This is a genomic window from Streptomyces sp. NPDC088915 (genome assembly GCF_044749825.1).
Classification (GTDB): domain Bacteria; phylum Actinomycetota; class Actinomycetes; order Streptomycetales; family Streptomycetaceae; genus Streptomyces.
In genome coordinates this window covers 92,929-112,501 of record NZ_JBIVIR010000007.1, presented here as the reverse complement: position 1 = coordinate 112,501, position 19,573 = coordinate 92,929, and the positions used below count along the sequence as shown (strand labels likewise).

Here is a 19,573-nt window from a genome sequence, read left to right as displayed (position 1 = left end):
CCGGTTTCACCACCAGGACGGCTCTCTGTCGTAGGTGCCTGACAGGATCCCGAACGTGACAGCCATCGAAGATCTCGTTCCTCGCGTGGCGGCGAAGGCCAGGGCGACCTCCACGGCCTTGCCTCCCGCCGTCAGTGCCGAGGAGGTCGCCGAGGCGGAGGCCGTTCTCGGCTTCGCCCTCCCGCCCCTGCTGGCAAGCCTGTACCGGGAGGTGGCCAACGGTGGCTACGGCCCCGATTACCAGCTCCTTCCGCTGGCCGGAGCAGGACGTACGGTGCTGAGCGAGTACCAGTCCGAACGATCCGCCTCGGCCGGGGGAGAGACACCGTACTGGCCGGCGGGCGTCCTGCCGATCCTCGACTGGGGCTGCGCCATGTACGCCGCGGTGGACTGCCTCGGCGAGACCGCCACGGTCCTCCTCTTCGAACCGAACGCCATGACGGACGACGGAGCCGCCGCCTGGTTCGTCGACGCCGGAAGCCTGGCCGAATGGCTCGAAACCTGGCTCGCCGGAACAGGCTGGTACCGGGAAGACGCCGACGAGCACGAGGACGTGGCGGAGCCGACCCCGTGGGATATGGCCGCTTCCCGGATCGCGGAGTGAACGCCCCACGGACGACCACCGAACCCACTCGACGGAGCGACCCCTCACACGACGGCATCCAGCGCCCGACCGCCTCCGACCACCGCCGCTGATGTCAACTATGGATGTCAGACCGCCCTGACATTCTGCGCCCGTGAGAATGACATGGACCGACTTCTGGGCACTGATAGCCACCCTGAACGGCGAAGCAACCCACGGGAGCTGCCACCGCCTCGCCGAGGAACTGAGCCGCCGTCCCGTCTCCGACATCGTCGGTTTCGCTGAGCGGCACGCCGAGGCGCTCTACCGCTTGGACCAGGAGAAGTTCGGCACCCTGCCCGTGGTCGACCTGACGGCCCGGTTCGGCAGTCCGTTCCCGCAGTCGTCCGACGTGTTCCTGTACGCGCGCTGCGCTGTGGTGGCCGCGGGTCAGGCCGTATGGGAGAGCGTCTTCTTCGACGTCGACAAGTTCGCGCCGTACACCTCGAGCGAGCGTGACGGCGAATGGCTGCTGTACGTACCGGACAAGGCGTACGAGCTGGCCACCGGTGAGGAGTGGGACCGTTCGACCCGGTACTGCGTCGAGAGCTACTCCAACAGAGACGGATGGCCGGACCTGCGGAGCTGAGGCGAGCTACCGCTTGATCGGGGCAACCGCGTCTTCGGGCTCGTCGGAGGCACGCCGTGCGGTCACCAGGTAGCCCGCGAAGCTCACGTCCGGCCTGGCCTTCGCCCACCCGTCCGCCGCCTTGACCGGGACCAGGACGGTCGTGCCCGGAACGGGATGGTTCACCTTGTCCGTGGTGCCCGGGGGTACCCCGTAGCGGCAGTGCACCTCGACGATCGACACCACCTCCACCGAGGTGGGCGCGTGCCCCTCCCCCTGGCCGTGGTGTTCCTCGCGGAAGTCGATCTCACCCGCACGTTCGCCACCGACAACGTCGGCATAGTCCTCCGGATCGGCCTCCAGCAGCGTCCACGAAACGACATCCCCTGGCGCGAAGCTCCCTCCGCAGCACTGCGTCTGCCAGTCATCGACCCAGATCGTCAACATCATGTCGCCATCGTCCCCCGACCCGAAGCCTGTTGTTGTCGACGGTGGGCGTCAGCGAACCAGGTCAGGGACAGGGCAGCGCTCCAGTGGTTCGTTCTCTCGGTCGGCCCAGTGCCACCAGAGAACTCGGTCCGGACAACGCCACAGAGAACGACAGACCCGCTTCTCGTCCTCCTCGCGCAGACAGAGGACGTACCCCTTCCACTCCATGGATCGGTCGCACTCGGGTCAGTGGAGGGGCCAGTCGGCCATTGCGTGCCACCTGTCTCGGTCATTGCCAGTGGTCGGTCGTGGCGTCCGTCAGCCGATGGGGACCTCGTAGACGATCCCGCACAGTGCTGCGGGCACGACGATGTCCGCAGTTTCCACGGGTTGTCCTTGGTCGTTGTAGTGGGTCCGCCGGATGTGGGTGACGAGCGCGGCCTTCTGGATCCCGAGAAACGAGGCTTCCTCGGCGACATAGGTCCCGGACCCTGCCCGTCCCTCCAGCACACCTTGGGAGATCAGCAACTCCTGGGCCCGGCGAACGACGTTCTCGCACGCACGACAAGTACGAGGCACCCACGCGGCTCTGCCTCTCCCCCATGCTCGGCACGAAGCGGCTGGAGTCCCTGAACGTCCCCGATGTCCGGCGCTTCCTGCTCCAGTTGAAGAAGAAGGCCACCGCGGCCACCGCCAAGGAGTCCCACCGCGTGCTGCATACGGCCCTCGCCGCCGCCCGCCGGGACCCGCTGTACGCCGCCTTCGTGCTCGCCATCGCGATGGGGCTGCGCCGGGGCGAGATCGTCGGACTGCGCTGGAACGACATCGACCTGGAGAACCGCGTCCTCCTGGTCCGCCAGCAGGTCCAGCGCCGCCGCGGGGTCCTCTACAACGACGAGACCAAGGGACGCCGCTCCCGGACGATCCCGCTTCCCGCCATGTGCCTGGCTCCGCTGCGTTGGCACCGGATGCGTCAGAAGGCTACGTACGAAACGGCCGGCACCGAGTGGACGGGCACGGGCTACGTCTTCGCCACCCGCACCGGCCGCCCCGTCGAGCCCCGAAACGTCCACCGCTCCTTCGTCCGCGTCAGCGAGGCGGCCGGCCTTCGACTGATCCGCCTCCACGACGCCCGGCACGGCTGCGCCACGCTCCTCACCGCGGCCGGGGTCGCGCCCCGCGTCGTGAGGGAGATCCTGGGCCACAGCCAGATCAGCCTGACCATGGACGTGTACACCCACGTTGTCCAGGACACCCAGCGCGAGGCCATCAGCCACATGGACCGGCTCCTCACGCGGAAACGGCCCGACCGCCCCCGTTGATGTCACCCGTGGATGTCAAAGACCCCCAACCAAGATCGGTTGGGGGTCTTCGCGTTTCCTACCTGGAGCCCCCTGTCGGGTTCGAACCGACGACCCCCGCTTTACAAGTCCGTGCAAGGCGCCCACGCGACCTGCCCGGACATGCCTTCACCGCTCTGACCTGCCCGTTTGCCTTCTTCGCCCTTCCTGATCTATCCGTGACTTTCCCGGGGTGATGTGTACGTCTCGCGTACCGCTTGCGCGGAATCCCTTCCAACGACTGAGTTGATTTACGACTCATCCGGAGCTAGAGTCGATTCAAGTGCTTCGGAAAAACGAAGCGGCCCCGCCTGGTGCGCGAACACCGAGGGCGGGGCCTACGGATCGACCCTTTCTCGAAGGGACCGAACCATGTCCACCACCGTACCGTCCTGCTTCAAGCCCTCCGGCGGCCTAGTCCAGCCGAGCATTGAGCAGCCGGGCTCCGTGCCGCCGGTCGACCTGACCCGTACCGGCAGGCTGCCCGCCCTGCTAAACGGCATCCCCGCCCAGCCGAAGCCCCTCCCGGTCGCCGAGGCCCCCAGCGAGCGCTGCGCGTACTGCAAGCAGCCGGCGCCCCACCAGTACACCGGCGCCACCGGCATCACGTACTGGCTGTGCGACGGCTGCAACGAGGCCACGGCCCTCTACCGGACCGTGCACACCGCCCGCTTCGAGCGGGCCACCTTCGACCTCGGCGTCAAGATGGTCTACAAGAAGGTCGACGCCACTACCCTCCGCGTCGGGTACGACCCGGCCGAGATGACCGCGCTCGACGCCCGCCTCGCCCTCGGCATCTTCGCCGCCTTCACCGAGGGCGAGAAGGTCGACAAGCTCGTCGAGCTGGCCCGCGACGCCGAGACCGACGCGATCCGCGAGATCTTCACCATCCTCCTCGACCAGATCGACGAGCACGGCGACCCGGACGGCACCCTGCGTGCCGCCGAGAAGCTGTTCACCCGGGTCGTCAGCGAGGGCCGCGGCGACACAAAGCCCCGGTGCCCGCTGCACACCTGGTGCGTCGAGACCGACGAGGAGCACGTCGAGCACACCGGCGACAGCATCGAGCCCGAGTTCCTGGGCGACGACGGCCGGGCGATCTTGGCCGCCGGTCTGACGCACTGGAGCAAGGGCGTCCGGGTCGGGTTCCTGGAGCAGGACTTCACCCCGGCCGAGGCCCGTACCAAGGTCGCGGAGCTGCGGGCCCACCTCGACGCCGTCGAGCAGCTCATCGCCACCGCCGAGGAGGGCCAGTGAAGCGCCTCATCACCCTGCCGACGGTCGACCACGGTGACGTCAGCCTGCCCGAGCCGGGATGGTGCACCGGTCACGCCGGGCACGTCCCCGGGTACCGCGTCGACCTGACCCACTTCGGGACGCAGCACGACCTCACCTTCGAGGGCGACACCCTGCTCGTCGCCATGCTGTCCCAGGACCCCTTCGCCACCGTCGCCGAGCGGCGCCGCACCGGCTTGTACGTCGAGCTGGCGGACTTCTCCGGCACCCTCGACCCCGCCGAGGTCCGGCAGTTCGCGGCCACCCTCACCGTGCACGCCGCGCACCTGCGGCGCCTCGCGGACGAACTGGCCGTCATCCAGGCCGAGGAGGGCGGACGGTGAAGCTCCCCTCCCCCTCGAAGGCCCTCGCGATCGGCGCGGGCGTCGTCATCGTCGCCCTGACCGGTGCCGCGTTCTGGCTGTCGTACGCGCACCTGGCCGAGGTCGCCCTCGGGCACGGCCTGCGGCAGGTTCCGGCCCGCGCGTGGGCATGGCCGGCCACCCTGGACCTGTTCATCGTCGCGGGCGAGCTGCTGATGCTCCGGGCCGCGCTGGCGAAGCGGGTCGACCCGTGGGCGATCGGCTTGACCACGGTCGGCTCGCTGGGCTCCATCGTCCTGAACGTGGCCGGGGTGACCGGCACCCGCGACCCGGGCATGGTGCCGGTCCTGGACTACGTCGTCGCGGCGGTTCCGCCCACGGCCGCGCTCCTCGCGTTCGGCGCCCTGATGCGGCAGATTCACCAGGCCCTCGCCGAGCGGGACGAGGTGTGGTCCAAGACCACACCTGCCGCGCCCGAGGTTCCGGCGGAACCGGCTGCCGTCGAGGCGGAACCAGTGTCCCTGGACAAGGTTCCGGCGCCCGTCGCCGAACCTCTGCCGACCGTGCCCGCGCTGCCTGTCCTCGGCCCGTGGACGCCCGTGGCGGAACTCCTCGCGGTACCGGCCGGAACCAGCCGCGACCTGCAAGGTTCGGGGCGCCCAGAACCTCTCCAGGCGGACGGCGAGGAGGCCGAGGAGCACCCGGAACCGCCCCCGGTTCCGCCGGTTCCGCCCACGGCCGACGACGAGCCGGACGAGGTCGAGCTGACCGCGTTCGACCGGCAGGTGGCCGACGCCCGGAACTGGCTCGCCACCGAGCCGGAACTGACCGGAACCGCCATCGGCCAGCGCCTCGGAACCTCCGACGCCTACGGCCGCCGTATCCGCCGCGCCGCCCTCGAACTCCCCGCCGCGACCGCCGGAGGCCCTCGTGTCCGCTGACCGCCTGATCCGCATGGCGCTGCCCAACGGCGGCACCCTCTCCGTGAAGTGCCCGCCCTGGTGCACCCAGCCCCACAAGGAGAACGACTACGCCCACTGGGCGTGGCACGAGGCGCCGGCCATCGCGTTCACCGGCCCGGGGGACTACTACGGCCACTTCGACGACGGCGAGCCGTACGAGGTGATGTGGGCCTGCCTCGCCGCCCAGCCGGACGACACCACCGGCGACTACGGCCAGCCGTACATCTACTTCGACACCCTCAGCGCCGGGGCCGGAGGACGGCTCGACGTCGCGCAGGCGGACGCCTACCTCACCGAGCTGCGGACGTACGTGGACCGGCTCCAGCAGATGCGCGACCGCCTTGCCGAGATCACCCAGCAGGGGGAGAAGTGACCGCCATGAACACCGAGACCACCGTGTACGGCCACGTGGACGACAGCATGGACATGGCCGTCGACTACCTCCGCGACCGCCTCGACTGCACCGAGCCGACCACCGAGCAGTGGGCGCGGGTCCTGGACTGCGGCACGGTCCGCGTCCGTATCCGGGTCGACATCGAGCCGACCGGCCGGACCGCCGAGCAGTACCTCGCCGACGTCATCGCGAGCGACCCGGCCGAGGCCCCGGAGCTGCGCGCCGCGGCGGCCGTGGTCGCGGCCGGCGGGCCCGGCCTGGAGACAGCCCTCACGGTCCTGCGCGCGGCCCTCGCCTGACGGCCCCTCTCCCCCCTCTCTCCGCCCCCTCCCCCGGGGCCTGTAGCCCCTGTAGTCGTCGCAGGTCAGCAGACGCCTACAGGGGCTGCTACAGCTACAGCTACAGGCCCGGCTACACCCGTCGCGAGGCCCCTCCCCCGCCCACTTCCCGGGGAGGGCCCAAGCGGTCCGTTAGACCGGCCTATCGCCGCTGTGACCTGCGGTTCTATCGGCCGCCCTAACAGCCCCTATCAGGCCCCCTGACGGCTCGTCTCCCGGCGGCCCTCCCCCGCGAGCTGAGCCCCTTTCGGGACCCCTGTTGGCGCAGGTCAGGGGCGCCAACACCAACGCCAACAACATCCCGGGGGAGGGGTCCAGAAGGGGGTAGGTGCACGGGCCACCGACAGGATTGTGCAACGAGTTGCAAAAGGCCCCCGAGAGTGGACGCGTGAACGCTCTCGGGGGCCTGCCTTTATGGGACTTTACTTGCGGCGACGAGTTGCTGCCGCAGCCAGCGACATGCGCGTCATATGTGCCTTTCTTAGATTCTCTGCTACCCGAGCGATCTGCTCGTCCGTCGCTCCGGGGTGCATCTCGCGGGCCTTCTTCTCAAAGCGGGCGGCGGCCGCGGCTCGCGCCTTCGCCGTCCGGCTCTGCGGGTCGAGCGTGTTCGCCCAACTCACCTGTGCCGCCAGGCGGGCCCTGAGGGAACGTTCAGCAGGGCTCATTGAAGGCCCGCCCTCTTCTGGATCTGGCCGTGTATCCAGCCGCGCACCTGATCCAGGTCGAACCGCCGGCCGCGGAACACGGTCGGCTCCATCGGGCAGCCCTGCCTCACCCACTGGTTGACCGTCCAGTTGGATACGCCATAGAGGGTCATGAGTTGGGCTGTGGTCAGGAGCGGTGCGAGCCCATTCGGCAGTTTGCCTCGTGTCTCGCTCTTCATCGTCATGCCCCCAGACGTGCCCAGGCCGATAGCCCGCAGCACCACCCGATGGAGCGGATTAAGGGGTGGGGCGGATGGGCGGTCACGTAATGAACCCTGCGGATACCTGCTCGACCGTGGCCTGCCATGACCGCGGGCGAGCAGGAGATCATCGTTTCCAGTCCAGGCGCGGCCGTGGATACCGAGCACGACTGGTCTCGTCCATCCCCGTAGGCCGCTGCGCCCGCGGCCCACACTCGTCCGGCTCGCTGTGCTGGTACGCCGGGGCGTGAGCACCCGTAGCCGCATCGTCAGGGACGGGTTCGCCGCCGCTGAGGATCGGCAGGTCGCAGTAGGTGCACCACTTCACTGGGCGCCCTCCTTCCTGTGGCAGTCGCAGTCGCAGCGGTCCAGCGGGAAGACCTCCGTGGCGCCAGGGGTGCCGGGGGCGACGCGGCCGGTGCGGTCGACGCAGACAGGGTCGAGCTTGCACCACGTGTGCTCGCCGAACTCGCAGTCCGGCCGGACGACCCGGCCGCCCGTCGTCACGGCGGTCACCGAGCTGGCCCCGGGAGGATCCGGTACAGCCACCCGACACCCCGGACCGCTGCGCAGATCCGGTGGGCATAGATGTGCAGGCCGCCCTCGGGGGAGGGGTGGACGCGGATGCAGCAGTCGGCCCCTGGGTTGGGGCACCAGTTGCAGGCGCGTGAGCTGGGGGTGGACGTCGCCATGAGCCGACCGTAGGAGGGCCGGAGAATCACGGCGCCGCGCGATTCTCCGCGATTCTCGGGGTCCCCTCGGGGATTCCCCGTGATGCTCAGGCAGTGGCGAGCGCGGCTCGGGCGCGGGCGCGGGCGATGAGCCGGTGTGCCGACGCCCCGTAGACGGCCGCCTGTTGCAGCCGTTCCCAGATCCGGCCGTACAGGCCGATGCTGTCGGCGTCGTCGAGCCACAGCTCGGCGTGCCAGTCCTCGACGATCACGAGGCGCTCGTCGTACGCCCAGAAACCGCCCGCTGGCGGCAGGGCCAGGGGCGCGCCGAGGGGGACGATGCCGAGGCGGACGGTGTCCAGGCCGATCACGCCGATAAGGCGGTCGAGCTGGGCGGCGAGAACCGGCGGCGGGCAGACGGCGGCGTGGAGAGCGGCCTCCCACAGGACGATGTCGAAGGTCCGGCCGGGCTCGTACAGGAGGGCCTGGCGGTGCAGGCGGGCGCGGACGGCGTCGTCGGTGTCCCGTACGGACTGGTGGAGGTCGCTGTAGCGGGTGAAGACGGCGCGGGCGTAGTCGGCGGTCTGGAGTATCCCGACGACCATGGCCCCTTCCCACGCGCGCAGGTGGGTGGAGCGCTCGTACTCCACGGTGAGGGCGTCCTGCACGGGCCGGTGTCCGGCCGTGAGCTGGCGGCGCCACGAGCGGACCCGAGACTCCAAGCCCTGCACGCGGGCCGCCAGTTCGCCGGCGGCCTCGGGGTGGCCGGCGGCCTCGGCCCAGGCGCGGACGTCGGTGACGGTGGCGGTCTGGCGTCCGGTCTCCAACTTGGACACCTTCGACTGGGTCCAGCCGAGGCGGGCGGCGAACTCGCGGCCCGAGACCAGGCCGCGGAGCTCGCGGAGCCGCGCGCCGAGGGCGACGCGGGACTGCTGGAAGTCGGTCGTCACCCTCCGGACGGTACCGCGTGGTGCCAGGCGGCCTCGCGGATCTGGCAGTACCGCAGCACGTCCACAGGGTTCGTGATGAGCTCGACGCCGGTCATCTCGTCGGCCTGGTCGAAGTGGAGCAGGGCGACGACGCGGGAGTCAAAGAGCCAGAAGTCCTCGGCGGGCAGGCGCAGCTCGTCCGCGCGGGCCCGGGTGAGGGTGCGGATGTCCTCGCCGACGGCACGGTTCCGGCGCGCGTTGTCGGCGAGGTACGCCTGCCCGAGGGTCGGCGGCTCGTCGAGCACGCGGACGCGCTCGAAGCGCTTGCCGAGCGCGGTCTGCTCGCGGCGCTCGCGGCACCACGGGTCGTCGAGGTCCCACTCGACGGGCTCGCCGGCCGTGAAGGCGCGGTAGGTGTCCTGGCGTTCGTCCCAGGCGTACCGGCGGCGGGTCTCCAGCCGCCACGCGGAGTACCTCAGGCTGGTGAACATGCCGTCGAACTCGTCGAACCCGATCCACTGGGGCACGTGCACGGGCTCCTTCGGTCCGAAGTTGGCGAGCAGCTCGCGCGGGACGACGACGGCGTCTTCGTCGGCGGTGAGGTTGTCGAGCTGGGCGAGCTCGGCCGGGTCGGTGACGCGGTCGCCCTGGACGACGTAGGCGCCGGCCTCGGTCTCGTACAGGGTGGGGCAGCCGTTGTTGCCGCTGTTCGTGCCGACCTTGCGCAGGTGCCGTGCCATGGGTTCCCCCTCGGGTCGTAGGTGTGCCGGGACGGTAACCGTAGGAGTCGGCGGCATGCCAGAGGGCCGGAACACGAAGCCGCCCCCTCCGCCGAAGCAGAGGGGACGGCACGAGTTCGACGCTACTCAGGGAGGGCCGTTTTGCCGGAGGCTACGACGTGCGCGCGGTGGGGGACATGAAGGCGAACATGATCTCGTGTCTGGGGCGCACCGTGGTGATGACGCCTCGCTTCTGCTTCATGAGGAGCCCCTCCTTCTCCAGTGCGTTGATGTCGCGTGAGACTGTCTTCTCGTCCTTGTTGGCGTACAGCTGGCCAAGCTCCCCGTTCAGGGTTCGGACGTTGGCCTTGGGTACTCCCTTCGGAGGCAAGGCCAGGAGGAGCTTGCGTTGGCGGGAAACGGCAGGCGTGTCCTTGTTGAGGACCTCGTACACGAAGTTGTGCCAGGCGGTTCCCAGCTGCTGACGCTGAACCTCGATGATCTGTTGGCGGAGGCCGTCGACGAATCCCCTGAGCGCGTACTTGATCAACCCGGTCAGGGAGTACGGTTCGCGGCTGGTCTTGTTGAGCTCCCGGTAGTACGCGGAGCGGGTCCGGTTGTAGTGGTCAGCCAGGACGTGTCCGGCAACGACCGGCGCGCCGGCTTCGCTGAGGAGCTGATATTCGACGAGCCGAGAGGTTCGGCCGTTGCCGTCTTCGAAGGGGTGAATCCACGCGATGTAGAGGTGAGCGAGGATCGCCGAGAGGATGGCTACGGGGCGTTCGTAGTCGCTGCCCTTGGCCTCGCTGCGAAGTTCGGCGAGCCAGTCGCACAGACGATCTATCAGGTAGGTGCAGTCTTCGGCCGGGGCACCTCGGTAGCTGCCCACCACGACGCTGGTGTAGCGGAAATGGCCCGGCGGGACAGCATGGTCGTCCGCAGGCTCAAGGCCCTGTAGTACGAGTTCGTTAAAGCGCCGGATGCGGTCGGCAGTCAGTGGCTCGATCTTCTGGGATACGACGTCGTTCACGATCAGGTTGTATCCGGAGACCACGTTGTCGATCTCCTGCCCCAGGTACTCCTGGGAGGCAGGCAAGTCCAGGTCGTGGTCGACGCGGCGACGGACCTGTTCTTCGGTGAGGGTGTTGCCTTCGATCTGGGTTGTGGCATGGGCACCCTTGGACAGGTAGATGCGACTCAGCTCGTCGGCAAGGTCGGGCTGCAAGGGAACACCGGCGATGTGGTCGATCTTGGAGATGGCTTCACCCAGGAGGAGCCAGCATTCGGCGTCCAACTCCCGATCCAGCCTGAACCTGAAGGTGATCCATGGATGTGTCTCTTCGTATGCCCTTGGCATAGTCTCCCCGCCGATCCGAGAAGAAGCACGTCAGAGTACCTCTACTCGATTATGACCCCGATTTTTGTCCAGTCTACTGGGTCACCTTTTTAACACCAGTGCGGGGGCGCTGGCGATCGGGTGAAGAGTTCGTTAAAGAACGAAGCCGTCCCTCCCGCGCCGCAGCGCAAGAAGGGCGTTCGGTTGTTACACGCCGATCCGGTTGCGCTCCTCGACGAGCGGGTGCGTCGGCTCCGGCTCGATCCCATCCCGGTACATCCGCCCTGCCCACCGTCCACGCGAACGCACAGAGCAGCGACCGGCACGGCGGTCTCGTCGCCGACTGAGGTTAAGGGCACGGCTCTTTCTGTCTGGGACGGCAGCGGCCCGCCCGACGTGACGACGGGCGGGCCGCTGTGGCGGTGGCTGTCTGCCCTTACGCGGTCAGGTCGACTTCGACGATCGCGGACGGCCGCAGGATCTCCAGACCGAACCGGCCCTCGAACCGGAAGCGGACCATGTTCCGCTCGAAGTCCGAGGCGCCCTGACCGCTGCCCAGCGCGTTCGGGTCGTAGATGTTCTCCGACCAGTCCAGGACACCGTCCTGACGGACCTGCAGACGCATCTGGGAGAAGTCCGCCAGGAACGCCGTGCCCGTCGTCGCCGCGTCCGACACCACCACCGGCGCACCCCACAGGCGCCGCGTCGCCGCGTTCACCGCCGGCCCGGCCGGGCCCTGGTAGTAGAACCGGCCCTCGTTGTCCTGGATCAGCTCGAACGTCTCCCAGTCCTCCGGGGTCATCACCCACCCGGCGCCCGCGAGGTAGCCGTGCCGCTCCAGCTTCGTCACGGCCTTCCGCGCGGTCGTCAGCACGTCCGTGTCGAACGGCTGCGACTGGGAGCCGGACACGTTGCCCATGCCGGTCAGGTGCTCGCCGCTGCCCGACCCGTCGATGATCTCGTCTTCGAGGGCGAGGTCGAGGCCGAGGCGCATCTCCTGGTCGATGAACGTGCGCAGCATCCCGATGTCGTCGAGGTCCTGCTTCGCGATCGGCTCCGACAGGTGCGCGATCGTCCGCACCCGGTCGTCGACCCGGGCCAGGGTGTAGATGGACGTCGGCTTCTTCGCGCCCGGCGCGACGACGGTCGCGTTGTTCGTGCGGGTCGTCTGCCGCAGGTAGGCGAACCGGCCGGTCGTGTTCTGCACGTTCGGGATGAGCTGGCGCAGCGACAGGACGGGGATGTCGGAGCGCACCGGCTCCGGGTCGAGCGGCACGTCGACCGCGACCGTGCCGTTCGCGAGGATGCCCTTGTACCCGTCCGGGGCGATCGTCCGCAGCACCGTGTCGCCCCACGTGGTGCCGCCGGACGCCTTCACCCGCGGGTGCACCGCGCCGGCCTTCCGTCCTCCGTGCCGCCCGCCAGTCTGGTAGCCCTCGCCGGCGATGTCGTCGCCCAGGGCCTTGAGCATGTCTCGCTCGTTCGAGGCGCCGGCCTCGGCCGCGGCGATCTGGTCCCGCAGGCTCTTCGCCTCGTTGATCCCCTGGCGCATCGTCGCCAGCTCCGCGGTGGTGTAGTCCCGCTTCTCCGCCGCGACCCGGCGGTCGAGCGTGCCGAGCTCCTCGACGATCGACTTCATCCGCGTGCGCATCTGCTGAACGTTCATGGTGTGTGTCCCTCGGAAGTAGTGATCTCTTCCCGGACGCTCACAGCCGTTGGCCGCGCGAGGCGCTGGCGGAAGGCGAGACGGCCCGGGGGCACCGAACTGAGCGGACACCAGAGATGGCGAAAACCCCGCTCCGAGGGGTCTGCGAGAGGCGGGCGACTTGGCGGCCGGACTGGTTACCGGTGGCCGTCGCCCTGCCCTTTCGCATCCTGCTCACGGAGCGAGGCTGAACTGCGGTCTCTGTGCTGGCCGTCGATCAACCTGCGGCCATTCTACCTGATCGGGCCCACAATCCGGGAGGTTTCCGACCCATCCTGATAGGTGGTCACCTCCACACACGAGCACGTGCACAGCAGGAACACGGTGCGCTGAACCACCGTGCCGTCAGCCTCGACCGACCACACCGCGCTCTCCTTGTCCATCAGCCTGCGGCCGGCCGCATCCGACAGCCACACACCCTCGGGCAGAGCCGCACCGTGCTCCAGCACCGACAGCAGCAGCCGCGTGCCCGCCGGCACGGACCCGTTCAGCGGCCGCAGCCGCATCCCGCTCACCGCTGCCCCCAACGGCGCGCGTCCCAGTCCTGCAGGGCGACCGGGTCACCCTCCACGAACTCCGGCCACCCATCCTGGCCCGTGAGCCCCGTAGGCACCCGTCCAGCCGCCGGCCGGTGCCAGTCGTCCCGCACCTGCTGCTCGTCTTCCTGGTCGCTCATCTCGTCCTCTCCTTCGGTTTCGCCGTACAAGGGGTAGGGGTGTCCGGATCACGGAGCCGGAGGCCCGGGGACCCGGCGCGGTCAACTGGGAAGGCGCGCGCTCAACTGGGAGGCCCCCCCCTCAACGATGTGAGCGTGCAGGCGCCGAGTTGACCGCGGCGGGCCCCTCGGCGTTCGGTCTGGTGATCGCGACACCCCTACCCCCGGCAGCGTCAGCAGTTGGGGTGGGTGGTCTCGCCGGTGAGGGCGTGGACGGAGTCGAGGGGGAACCGGCAGACGGTGCAGCGGCCCGATTCGGGAGTCACGTTCGGTGACGGCGCTGGGGTGTCAGTCCCAGTCGCGCCATCATTGGCGCCATTCGCGCCAGGGCTTGAGGCTTGGCGCGAATGGCGCGACTGTGGCGCGGATGCCGGAGCGTCTTCACTCTCCGTGTCGACGGTCAGGGACTCGATCCGCCAGACGGCACCCTTGCCGAACCCTGCTCGGGCAGAGACGACGCCGGCCTTACGCATAGCGCGCTGCAGGGTCCGCTCGGAGATGTCGTCGGCGGCGGCAGCCTTCTTCACGTCCTTCGCAGGTGCCTCGCCGCCCTTGTCCATGAGGTAGCCGCGCAGCCACTCGGCGGCCTCGTCGCGCTCGCCGCGGTCGGGGTCGCTGCCCTGCGCGAGGATGTCCTGCACGCTGCGGGTGGCCTCACCCAGGAACACGAACCGGCCGACGTGCGCCGGGCCCTTTTTCGTGGGCACTTCGGCCGACTCGATGTTGTAGGCGAGCGACGGGAGGTCGGACCGGCCGAGGCTGTTCTTCGCCTGGGTCATGACGCGGCAGTCGTTGTCGTCGTCGCGGGCGAACCCGAAGACGGCCCGGGGCACGTTCTTGAATGCCCCGGAGCCGGTGATGAGGGAGGCGGGGTCGGTGCCCGCGCCCTTGCCGAAGTGGGCGATGCCGAGGAGGACGGCGCCGGTGCGGTCGGCCATGCGGGCGAGGGGGTCGAGGGCGGTGCGGACGTCGCGTTCGCGGTGGGTGTCGATGCCCTTGCCGATGCACGACATGAGCGGGTCGAGGACCACCAGGGCGACGCCGTGTTCCTTGATGGCCGCCTCCATCAGGGAGTTGTCCTGCGGGAGGCTGAGGGTGGTCTCGCCGTACTCGGCCTCGACCGCCTCGACGCGGTATACGAGGTCGAGGTCGGCGCCGGCGCCGATGAGGCGGGGGACGATGGTTTGCTTCCACGAGTCCTCGACGGCGACGTAGAACACGGCCCGGGGCTTCCCATGGAAGTTGCCGGGAAGGGTGCCGCGGGTGACGTGCGCAGCCATCCACATCCCGAAGGACGACTTGCCGGTGCCCTCGCGGCCGGCGGCCACCGACAGGGCGCCCGCCGGTACGCGGCCCTCGCCGTCGTCGAGCCACGCCCACACGACCGGCTCGGGCTCGATGTCCGAGGCGCGGGTGAGGCGGAGCGCCCGGCGGGGCGCCACCGGGGTGTCGAGGTCGGACCAGTCGACGCCGTTGGCCGACAGGCCGGGGGCGCCGTCGAGGCCGGCCGCCAGGATCTCGCCCGGCGGTAGGCTCATGGAGTCGTACGAGGTGGTCACGTGATGTTCTCCTGGCCGTGGACGAGGTAGCGGCCGGGCTGTCCGGGGATGGCGATCGGGGGCCATCCGGGGGTTGCTCGGAGCTGGTGCGGGGGGCGGTTGTGCGCGCGGTCAGCGGCCGCGCGGCGTTCTTCGGCGGTGCGCCGGGCGGCGAGGGTGCGGCCGAGGGTGGCGGCGTACGCGTTGGCGTCGGCGGTGATGTCCCGCCACCACGCCTCGGGGTCGTTGTCCATGAGCCAGTCGAGGCGCTGACGTTCGGCCTCGGCCCGGCGGTGCAGCTCGGCGGCCTCCAGGGTGGCCGCGTAGCAGCGCGGGTCCTTCGGGTTGAGCTGGAGCCACGCGGGGGTGCCGTACGCGGGCCAGGTGTCAACGCCGAGGGCAGCGACCTGGGTCTCGGCCCGGAGAGCGGTGATGTCACCGGGGCTGACGCCATCCGGTACGGCGCGCAGGGAGCGCCCCCGCCCGGCGTCGGCAAGTGCATTCACCCGACGCTGCTCGTGTGGCACGATGTTGGGAGACCCGCCGCTCTGCTGGTCCTTCGGAAACGCCCCGGCTTCCCTCCGGGGCGTTCCTGCGTTCTGGGTCACGCTGCCGTCCCCCCGCTCACCGTGCGCGCGTTCAGCCACGCTTCGACGGCGCTGCGGCGATACTTGATGCGCCCGCCCTTGCCGGGGGTCTGCTTGATGTAGGCGGGGCCCTGTCCGGTCCACCGCCAGTTCGCCAGCGTCTGCGGGCTGAATCCGTATGCCGCGTGTACCTGCCTCGGCGTCAGGAGCTGATCAGTCATTTCACACCTCGCGTGAGTTGTTTTGGGACTCACATGAAGCTAGATTCGTCCCATGACAAGGACAGTAACAGACAGTCCGGGGCTCTTGAAGCTCCGTCCGGCTCCTAAAATCGCTCTCATGACTGAGCAGCCCAGGACGAAGACGCAGATCACCGACCCCACCGGCCGGGCCGTTGCCGTCAATATTCGGCGGCTCCGCGACCTGCGCGGGCTCTCGACCTATGACCTGTCCGCCAAGCTCAAGGCGGCTGGTCGGCCGATCGCGCCCTCGGCCATTGCAAAGGTGGAGCGGGCCGAACGACGCGTTGATGTCGGAGACATGGCGGCCTTCGCCGTCGCCCTCGGCGTGTCCCCCGCAGCCCTCCTCGTACCGCTCACCTCCTCCGGAGAGGACGAGGTGGAGGTAACGGGCGCCGGGGCCGTCGCAGCAGCGGACGCATGGGCATGGGCCAGTTCTCGGCGCCCGCTGCGCCTCTCGGAGCAGGGAGCCTCTACCGAACTCCTGGAATACCAGCTCTACGGTCTCCCGGCCTGGACCCGCGAGCTGTGGACGCACCTCCGGCAGATCGACGAGCTGACAGGGCTGCCTCCGCGACGGGTGGGCGCGGTTCTCGACGGCCTGCTCGAAGAGCTGGAACGAGATCGGGAGGCTGGCCAGGATGGCTAGGGTCTGGATCGAGGACCGGGAGAACCACGAGGACTACCGAGAGTCCATGGCCAAGTGGCAGGAGGCGAAGCGCGCCGGCAGCAAGCGACAGCCGCCCGGCCGGTGGCGGGTCCGCTGGTACGGCCCGGACGGTAAGGGCAAGGCGAAGACGTTCGGGAAGCTGCCCCAGGCCGAGGCCGAGGTGCACGCGATCACGGCCCGGCTCGACAAGGGCTCGTACCGTGACCCCCGTTCGGGGAAGGCCGCTACGTCCCTCGTGGCCGAGGAGTGGTTCAAGACCCTCCGCAAGCAGTCCCGGCGGACGAAGAACGACTACCGCGAGCTGCTCGACCTGTACGTGATCCCGAAGTGGGGCGACTGGCAGGTCGCGGCGATCCAGTGGGACGACGTGTCCGCATGGGTCGACGACCTGATCAACAAGCCCGGCGCATCCGGCAAGCCCCTGAGCCCGGGGCGGATCGCCAAGACGTTCTACGTCTTCGGCGGCGTGATGAAGCACGCCATCAGGACGCACCGGATCGCCGTGAACCCGGCCAGCGAGCACACGCTGCCCCGGCCGTCCGAGGAGGACGAGCACGTCTACCTGACGCACGACCAGGTCGAGGCTCTGGCCGAGGCGTCCGGCCCGTACCGGCTCCTCGTCCTGGTCCTCGCGTACAGCGGCATCCGCTGGGGCGAGGCCATCGCCATCAAGGCCGCCCGGCTCAACGTGGACACGCGCCGCATCCGGATCGTGCAGGCGTACTCCGACGTGAAGGGCAAGCTCGAAGCGGGGCCGGTGAAGAACCACGAGAAACGGTCCGTCCCGGTGCCGCGGTCGTTCGCCGAGGAGCTGCGCCCGCTCTTGGACGGACGGAAGCGCGAGGACCTCGTGTTCACCGCGCCCGAGGGCGGGCCGCTGCGGTACCGGAACTTCCGCCAGCGGGCGTTCGACAAGGCCGTCGTCGAGGCCGGCCTCGGGGACCTCGGCATCACGCCGCACAAGCTCCGGCACACGGCCGCCTCGCTCGCCATCGCGGCCGGCGCCGACGTGAAGGTGGTGCAGACGATGCTGGGCCACAAGTCCGCGGCGATGACGCTGGACGTGTACGGGCACCTGTGGCCGGACCGGCTCGACGAGGTCGCGGACGCGCTCGACAAGGGCCGTCTCGCCGCACTGGAGCGGCGGGGAGCGGTGCTCGCCGCGTAGGGCCAGAAGATCCAGCGTGTACGGAATGCGTACTGCCCGCCAGGATGACCCCGGCGGGCAGTCGCATGTATACCCACTCTGAGCAGGCACTTTTCCTACAGAGCCCCCTGTCGGGTTCGAACCGACGACCCCCGCTTTACAAGAGCGGTGCTCTGGCCAGCTGAGCTAAGGAGGCAGCCCGTGCAGTGTATCCAACGACGCTCCCGTGGTGGTCGGGAATCTCACGGGGCGGGGAGTGCTGACAGATCCCCCTGCGGCAGGTAGCGTCACCCGTGGTTCACCCAGGTGGACTAGACCTCAATCCTTCCTTTACTCGGATCGTCCGGCACGTTCCTGCCGGTGAAGGGACACATCACCATGGCCTCCGTCACGTTCGACAAGGCGACCCGGGTGTACCCCGGTGCCACCAAGCCCTCCGTCGACCAGCTCGACATCGAGATCGCCGACGGCGAGTTCCTCGTCCTCGTCGGGCCCTCCGGCTGCGGCAAGTCGACCTCCCTGCGCATGCTCGCCGGTCTGGAGGACGTCAACGGCGGCTCCATCCGCATCGGTGACCGCGACGTCACGCACCTGCCGCCCAAGGACCGGGACATCGCCATGGTGTTCCAGAACTACGCGCTCTACCCGCACATGACCGTCGCCGACAACATGGGCTTCGCGCTCAAGATCGCCGGCGTCAACAAGGCCGACATCCGCGCCAAGGTCGAAGAGGCCGCGAAGATCCTCGACCTCACCGAGTACCTCGACCGCAAGCCGAAGGCGCTCTCCGGCGGTCAGCGCCAGCGCGTCGCCATGGGCCGCGCCATCGTCCGCGAGCCGCAGGTCTTCCTCATGGACGAGCCGCTGTCGAACCTCGACGCCAAGCTCCGCGTCTCGACCCGCACCCAGATCGCCAGCCTCCAGCGCCGCCTGGGCATCACCACGGTCTACGTCACCCACGACCAGACCGAGGCCCTCACCATGGGCGACCGCGTCGCCGTCCTCAAGGACGGTCTGCTCCAGCAGGTCGACACCCCGCGCAACATGTACGACAGGCCCGCGAACCTCTTCGTCGCCGGCTTCATCGGCTCCCCCGCCATGAACCTCGTCGAGGTCCCGATCACCGACGGCGGCGTGAAGTTCGGCAACAGCGTCGTCCCGGTCTCCCGCGACGCCATCGCCGCCGCCTCCGCCAACGGCGACACCACCGTCACCGTCGGCGTCCGCCCCGAGCACTTCGACGTCTCGGGCCCGACGAGCAAGGACGGCCTCGCCGTCACCGTCAACGTCGTCGAGGAGCTCGGCTCCGACGGCTTCGTCTACGGCTCCACCCGCGTCGGCGGCGAGGACAAGGACCTGGTCGTCCGCGTCGGCGGCCGCGACGTCCCCGCCAAGGGCTCCACGCTCCACGTCGTGCCCCGCGCCGGCGAGCTGCACGTCTTCTCCACCTCCACGGGCGCCCGCCTCAGCGACTGACCCGTAGACGATCAGAAGATCAGACGATCCAGCGGCCCCGCGTCCACCCGGACGCGGGGCCGTTCGGCCATTCGGCCCCCATAGAGGGGTTTACAGCGGGAAACCCCGGCATTCCGGGGCCGTACCCGGCCAAAAGCACTCCCCGCGTCAACACGGAATTCGAAAAGCCGCCTCGAACCATCCCCCGCGAGAGTGACTAAATGTCGCCATATCATTACCGCCCGCTACGCTCGCCTGCGTGACCCACTCTGCCCGCCGAATCGGCCGCTCCCTCGCCCTCGTCCTGCCCGTCGTCCTGGTGCTCTCGGGAACGCTCGCGGTGTCCGCCGTTCCGTGGGCCGGCCAGGACTCCGCGACCCAGCTCACGGCCTCCTCCAAGGACGTCTCCGCGCCCGCCAAGTCCCGTGCCCCGCAGGACGTCCTGCGCGACCAGCTCCTCGCCGAGCTCCGGGCGAAGGACCCCGGCACCGCCCTCACCCACCTCCAGCGCGAGGTGGAGAACCGGCCCTCCCTCGCCCGGCACTGCATGTCGATCGCCCGCGACCTCGGCCGCGCCGCCGTCCAGCGCTACGGCCCCGCCCGCGCCCAGTCCTTCTCCCGCCCCGTCTGCGACACCTCGTTCGCGACCGGCGTCATGCGCGCGAGCTGAGCCCCGTCACCGTACGCACCGGGCCCCCGGCACG

General features: G+C 69.5%; 23 protein-coding genes, 1 tRNA gene and 2 pseudogenes. 12 read left to right on the top strand and 14 right to left on the bottom strand.

Features of this window, described 5'->3' with window-relative positions:
• The first annotated feature begins 55 nt into the window (after positions 1-55).
• Both ACIP5O_RS14980 and ACIP5O_RS14975 read left to right on the top strand, forming a co-directional pair.
• Entirely contained in the window at positions 56-604 is a 549-nt protein-coding gene (locus ACIP5O_RS14980) for an SMI1/KNR4 family protein (protein ID WP_401292988.1), read from the top strand.
• A 139-nt stretch (positions 605-743) separates the two neighbouring features.
• Complete coding sequence (locus tag ACIP5O_RS14975) at positions 744-1,211, top strand: DUF4240 domain-containing protein (protein WP_401293518.1); 468 nt, start codon at positions 744-746, stop codon at positions 1,209-1,211.
• Between the two features lie 6 nt (positions 1,212-1,217).
• Here the strand turns inward: ACIP5O_RS14975 and ACIP5O_RS14970 are convergent, their stop codons facing one another.
• Together ACIP5O_RS14970 and ACIP5O_RS14965 are read right to left on the bottom strand one after the other, a co-directional pair.
• Positions 1,218-1,640, bottom strand: coding sequence for a DUF6578 domain-containing protein (locus ACIP5O_RS14970; RefSeq protein ID WP_401292985.1), 423 nt, complete (start codon positions 1,638-1,640; stop codon positions 1,218-1,220).
• Between the two features lie 297 nt (positions 1,641-1,937).
• Positions 1,938-2,093: pseudogene (locus ACIP5O_RS14965) on the bottom strand (UTRA domain-containing protein); the annotation flags it as partial.
• Between the two features lie 71 nt (positions 2,094-2,164).
• Here ACIP5O_RS14965 and ACIP5O_RS14960 point away from each other — a divergent pair.
• The 6 genes and pseudogenes from ACIP5O_RS14960 to ACIP5O_RS14935 form a co-directional block, all read left to right on the top strand.
• Positions 2,165-2,941, top strand: a pseudogene (locus tag ACIP5O_RS14960) (site-specific integrase); the annotation flags it as partial.
• A 390-nt stretch (positions 2,942-3,331) separates the two neighbouring features.
• Positions 3,332-4,216: a hypothetical protein gene (locus ACIP5O_RS14955; RefSeq protein ID WP_401292982.1), complete on the top strand. Its 885-nt coding sequence runs from the start codon at positions 3,332-3,334 to the stop codon at positions 4,214-4,216.
• Entirely contained in the window at positions 4,213-4,578 is a 366-nt protein-coding gene (locus tag ACIP5O_RS14950) for a DUF6907 domain-containing protein (protein ID WP_401292979.1), read from the top strand. The genes ACIP5O_RS14955 and ACIP5O_RS14950 overlap by 4 nt, the downstream gene beginning before the upstream one ends.
• Positions 4,575-5,498, top strand: a complete 924-nt coding sequence (locus ACIP5O_RS14945) for a DUF2637 domain-containing protein (RefSeq protein ID WP_401292976.1) — start codon at positions 4,575-4,577, stop codon at positions 5,496-5,498. Before ACIP5O_RS14950 ends, ACIP5O_RS14945 begins: the two co-directional genes overlap by 4 nt.
• Positions 5,488-5,892 carry a DUF6907 domain-containing protein gene (locus tag ACIP5O_RS14940; RefSeq protein ID WP_401292973.1) on the top strand — a complete coding sequence of 135 codons (405 nt, stop codon included), beginning with the start codon at positions 5,488-5,490 and terminating at the stop codon, positions 5,890-5,892. The genes ACIP5O_RS14945 and ACIP5O_RS14940 overlap by 11 nt, the downstream gene beginning before the upstream one ends.
• A 5-nt stretch (positions 5,893-5,897) precedes the next feature.
• Positions 5,898-6,212, top strand: a complete 315-nt coding sequence (locus ACIP5O_RS14935; RefSeq protein WP_401292970.1) for a hypothetical protein — start codon at positions 5,898-5,900, stop codon at positions 6,210-6,212.
• 703 nt (positions 6,213-6,915) lie between these two features.
• On the opposite strand, the gene ACIP5O_RS14930 is transcribed toward ACIP5O_RS14935, so the two are convergent.
• The 11 genes from ACIP5O_RS14930 to ACIP5O_RS14880 form a co-directional block, all read right to left on the bottom strand.
• Positions 6,916-7,143: a hypothetical protein gene (locus ACIP5O_RS14930; protein ID WP_401292967.1), complete on the bottom strand. Its 228-nt coding sequence runs from the start codon at positions 7,141-7,143 to the stop codon at positions 6,916-6,918.
• Positions 7,144-7,482: 339 nt separating this feature from the next.
• Positions 7,483-7,674, bottom strand: a complete 192-nt coding sequence (locus ACIP5O_RS14925) for a hypothetical protein (protein WP_401292964.1) — start codon at positions 7,672-7,674, stop codon at positions 7,483-7,485.
• 262 nt (positions 7,675-7,936) lie between these two features.
• On the bottom strand, positions 7,937-8,779 hold the full coding sequence (locus ACIP5O_RS14920; RefSeq protein ID WP_401292961.1) for a helix-turn-helix domain-containing protein: 843 nt from the start codon (positions 8,777-8,779) through the stop codon (positions 7,937-7,939).
• Entirely contained in the window at positions 8,776-9,498 is a 723-nt protein-coding gene (locus tag ACIP5O_RS14915; RefSeq protein ID WP_401292958.1) for a DUF6879 family protein, read from the bottom strand. Before ACIP5O_RS14915 ends, ACIP5O_RS14920 begins: the two co-directional genes overlap by 4 nt.
• Positions 9,499-9,649: 151 nt before the next feature.
• Complete coding sequence (locus tag ACIP5O_RS14910) at positions 9,650-10,771, bottom strand: Fic family protein (RefSeq protein ID WP_401292955.1); 1,122 nt, start codon at positions 10,769-10,771, stop codon at positions 9,650-9,652.
• Positions 10,772-11,249: 478 nt separating this feature from the next.
• The gene (locus ACIP5O_RS14905) at positions 11,250-12,479 is read right to left on the bottom strand and encodes a phage major capsid protein (RefSeq protein ID WP_401292952.1); all 1,230 of its coding nucleotides are present in this window, start codon (positions 12,477-12,479) and stop codon (positions 11,250-11,252) included.
• A 272-nt stretch (positions 12,480-12,751) separates the two neighbouring features.
• A complete protein-coding gene (locus ACIP5O_RS14900; RefSeq protein WP_401292949.1) occupies positions 12,752-13,033 on the bottom strand; it encodes a hypothetical protein in 282 nt (93 codons plus the stop codon).
• Complete coding sequence (locus tag ACIP5O_RS14895; protein ID WP_401292946.1) at positions 13,030-13,194, bottom strand: hypothetical protein; 165 nt, start codon at positions 13,192-13,194, stop codon at positions 13,030-13,032. Before ACIP5O_RS14895 ends, ACIP5O_RS14900 begins: the two co-directional genes overlap by 4 nt.
• A 212-nt stretch (positions 13,195-13,406) precedes the next feature.
• Positions 13,407-14,792 (bottom strand): AAA family ATPase, encoded by a 1,386-nt coding sequence (locus ACIP5O_RS14890; protein ID WP_401292943.1) that lies wholly within the window; start codon positions 14,790-14,792, stop codon positions 13,407-13,409.
• Positions 14,789-15,277 carry a hypothetical protein gene (locus ACIP5O_RS14885; protein ID WP_401292940.1) on the bottom strand — a complete coding sequence of 163 codons (489 nt, stop codon included), beginning with the start codon at positions 15,275-15,277 and terminating at the stop codon, positions 14,789-14,791. Before ACIP5O_RS14885 ends, ACIP5O_RS14890 begins: the two co-directional genes overlap by 4 nt.
• A gap of 98 nt (positions 15,278-15,375) precedes the next feature.
• Positions 15,376-15,579 carry a helix-turn-helix transcriptional regulator gene (locus ACIP5O_RS14880; protein WP_401292937.1) on the bottom strand — a complete coding sequence of 68 codons (204 nt, stop codon included), beginning with the start codon at positions 15,577-15,579 and terminating at the stop codon, positions 15,376-15,378.
• Positions 15,580-15,697: 118 nt separating this feature from the next.
• Between ACIP5O_RS14880 and ACIP5O_RS14875 the strand changes: the two genes are divergently transcribed.
• On the top strand, positions 15,698-16,246 hold the full coding sequence (locus ACIP5O_RS14875; protein ID WP_401292934.1) for a helix-turn-helix domain-containing protein: 549 nt from the start codon (positions 15,698-15,700) through the stop codon (positions 16,244-16,246).
• Positions 16,239-17,435 (top strand): tyrosine-type recombinase/integrase, encoded by a 1,197-nt coding sequence (locus ACIP5O_RS14870; RefSeq protein ID WP_401292931.1) that lies wholly within the window; start codon positions 16,239-16,241, stop codon positions 17,433-17,435. The genes ACIP5O_RS14875 and ACIP5O_RS14870 overlap by 8 nt, the downstream gene beginning before the upstream one ends.
• Before the next feature lie 101 nt (positions 17,436-17,536).
• On the opposite strand, the gene ACIP5O_RS14865 is transcribed toward ACIP5O_RS14870, so the two are convergent.
• Positions 17,537-17,610 (bottom strand) — tRNA-Thr (locus ACIP5O_RS14865).
• Between the two features lie 182 nt (positions 17,611-17,792).
• Between ACIP5O_RS14865 and ACIP5O_RS14860 the strand changes: the two genes are divergently transcribed.
• Together ACIP5O_RS14860 and ACIP5O_RS14855 are read left to right on the top strand one after the other, a co-directional pair.
• Positions 17,793-18,890, top strand: coding sequence for an ABC transporter ATP-binding protein (locus ACIP5O_RS14860; protein WP_401293516.1), 1,098 nt, complete (start codon positions 17,793-17,795; stop codon positions 18,888-18,890).
• Between the two features lie 238 nt (positions 18,891-19,128).
• On the top strand, positions 19,129-19,539 hold the full coding sequence (locus ACIP5O_RS14855; protein WP_401292928.1) for a hypothetical protein: 411 nt from the start codon (positions 19,129-19,131) through the stop codon (positions 19,537-19,539).
• Positions 19,540-19,573 lie beyond the last annotated feature (34 nt).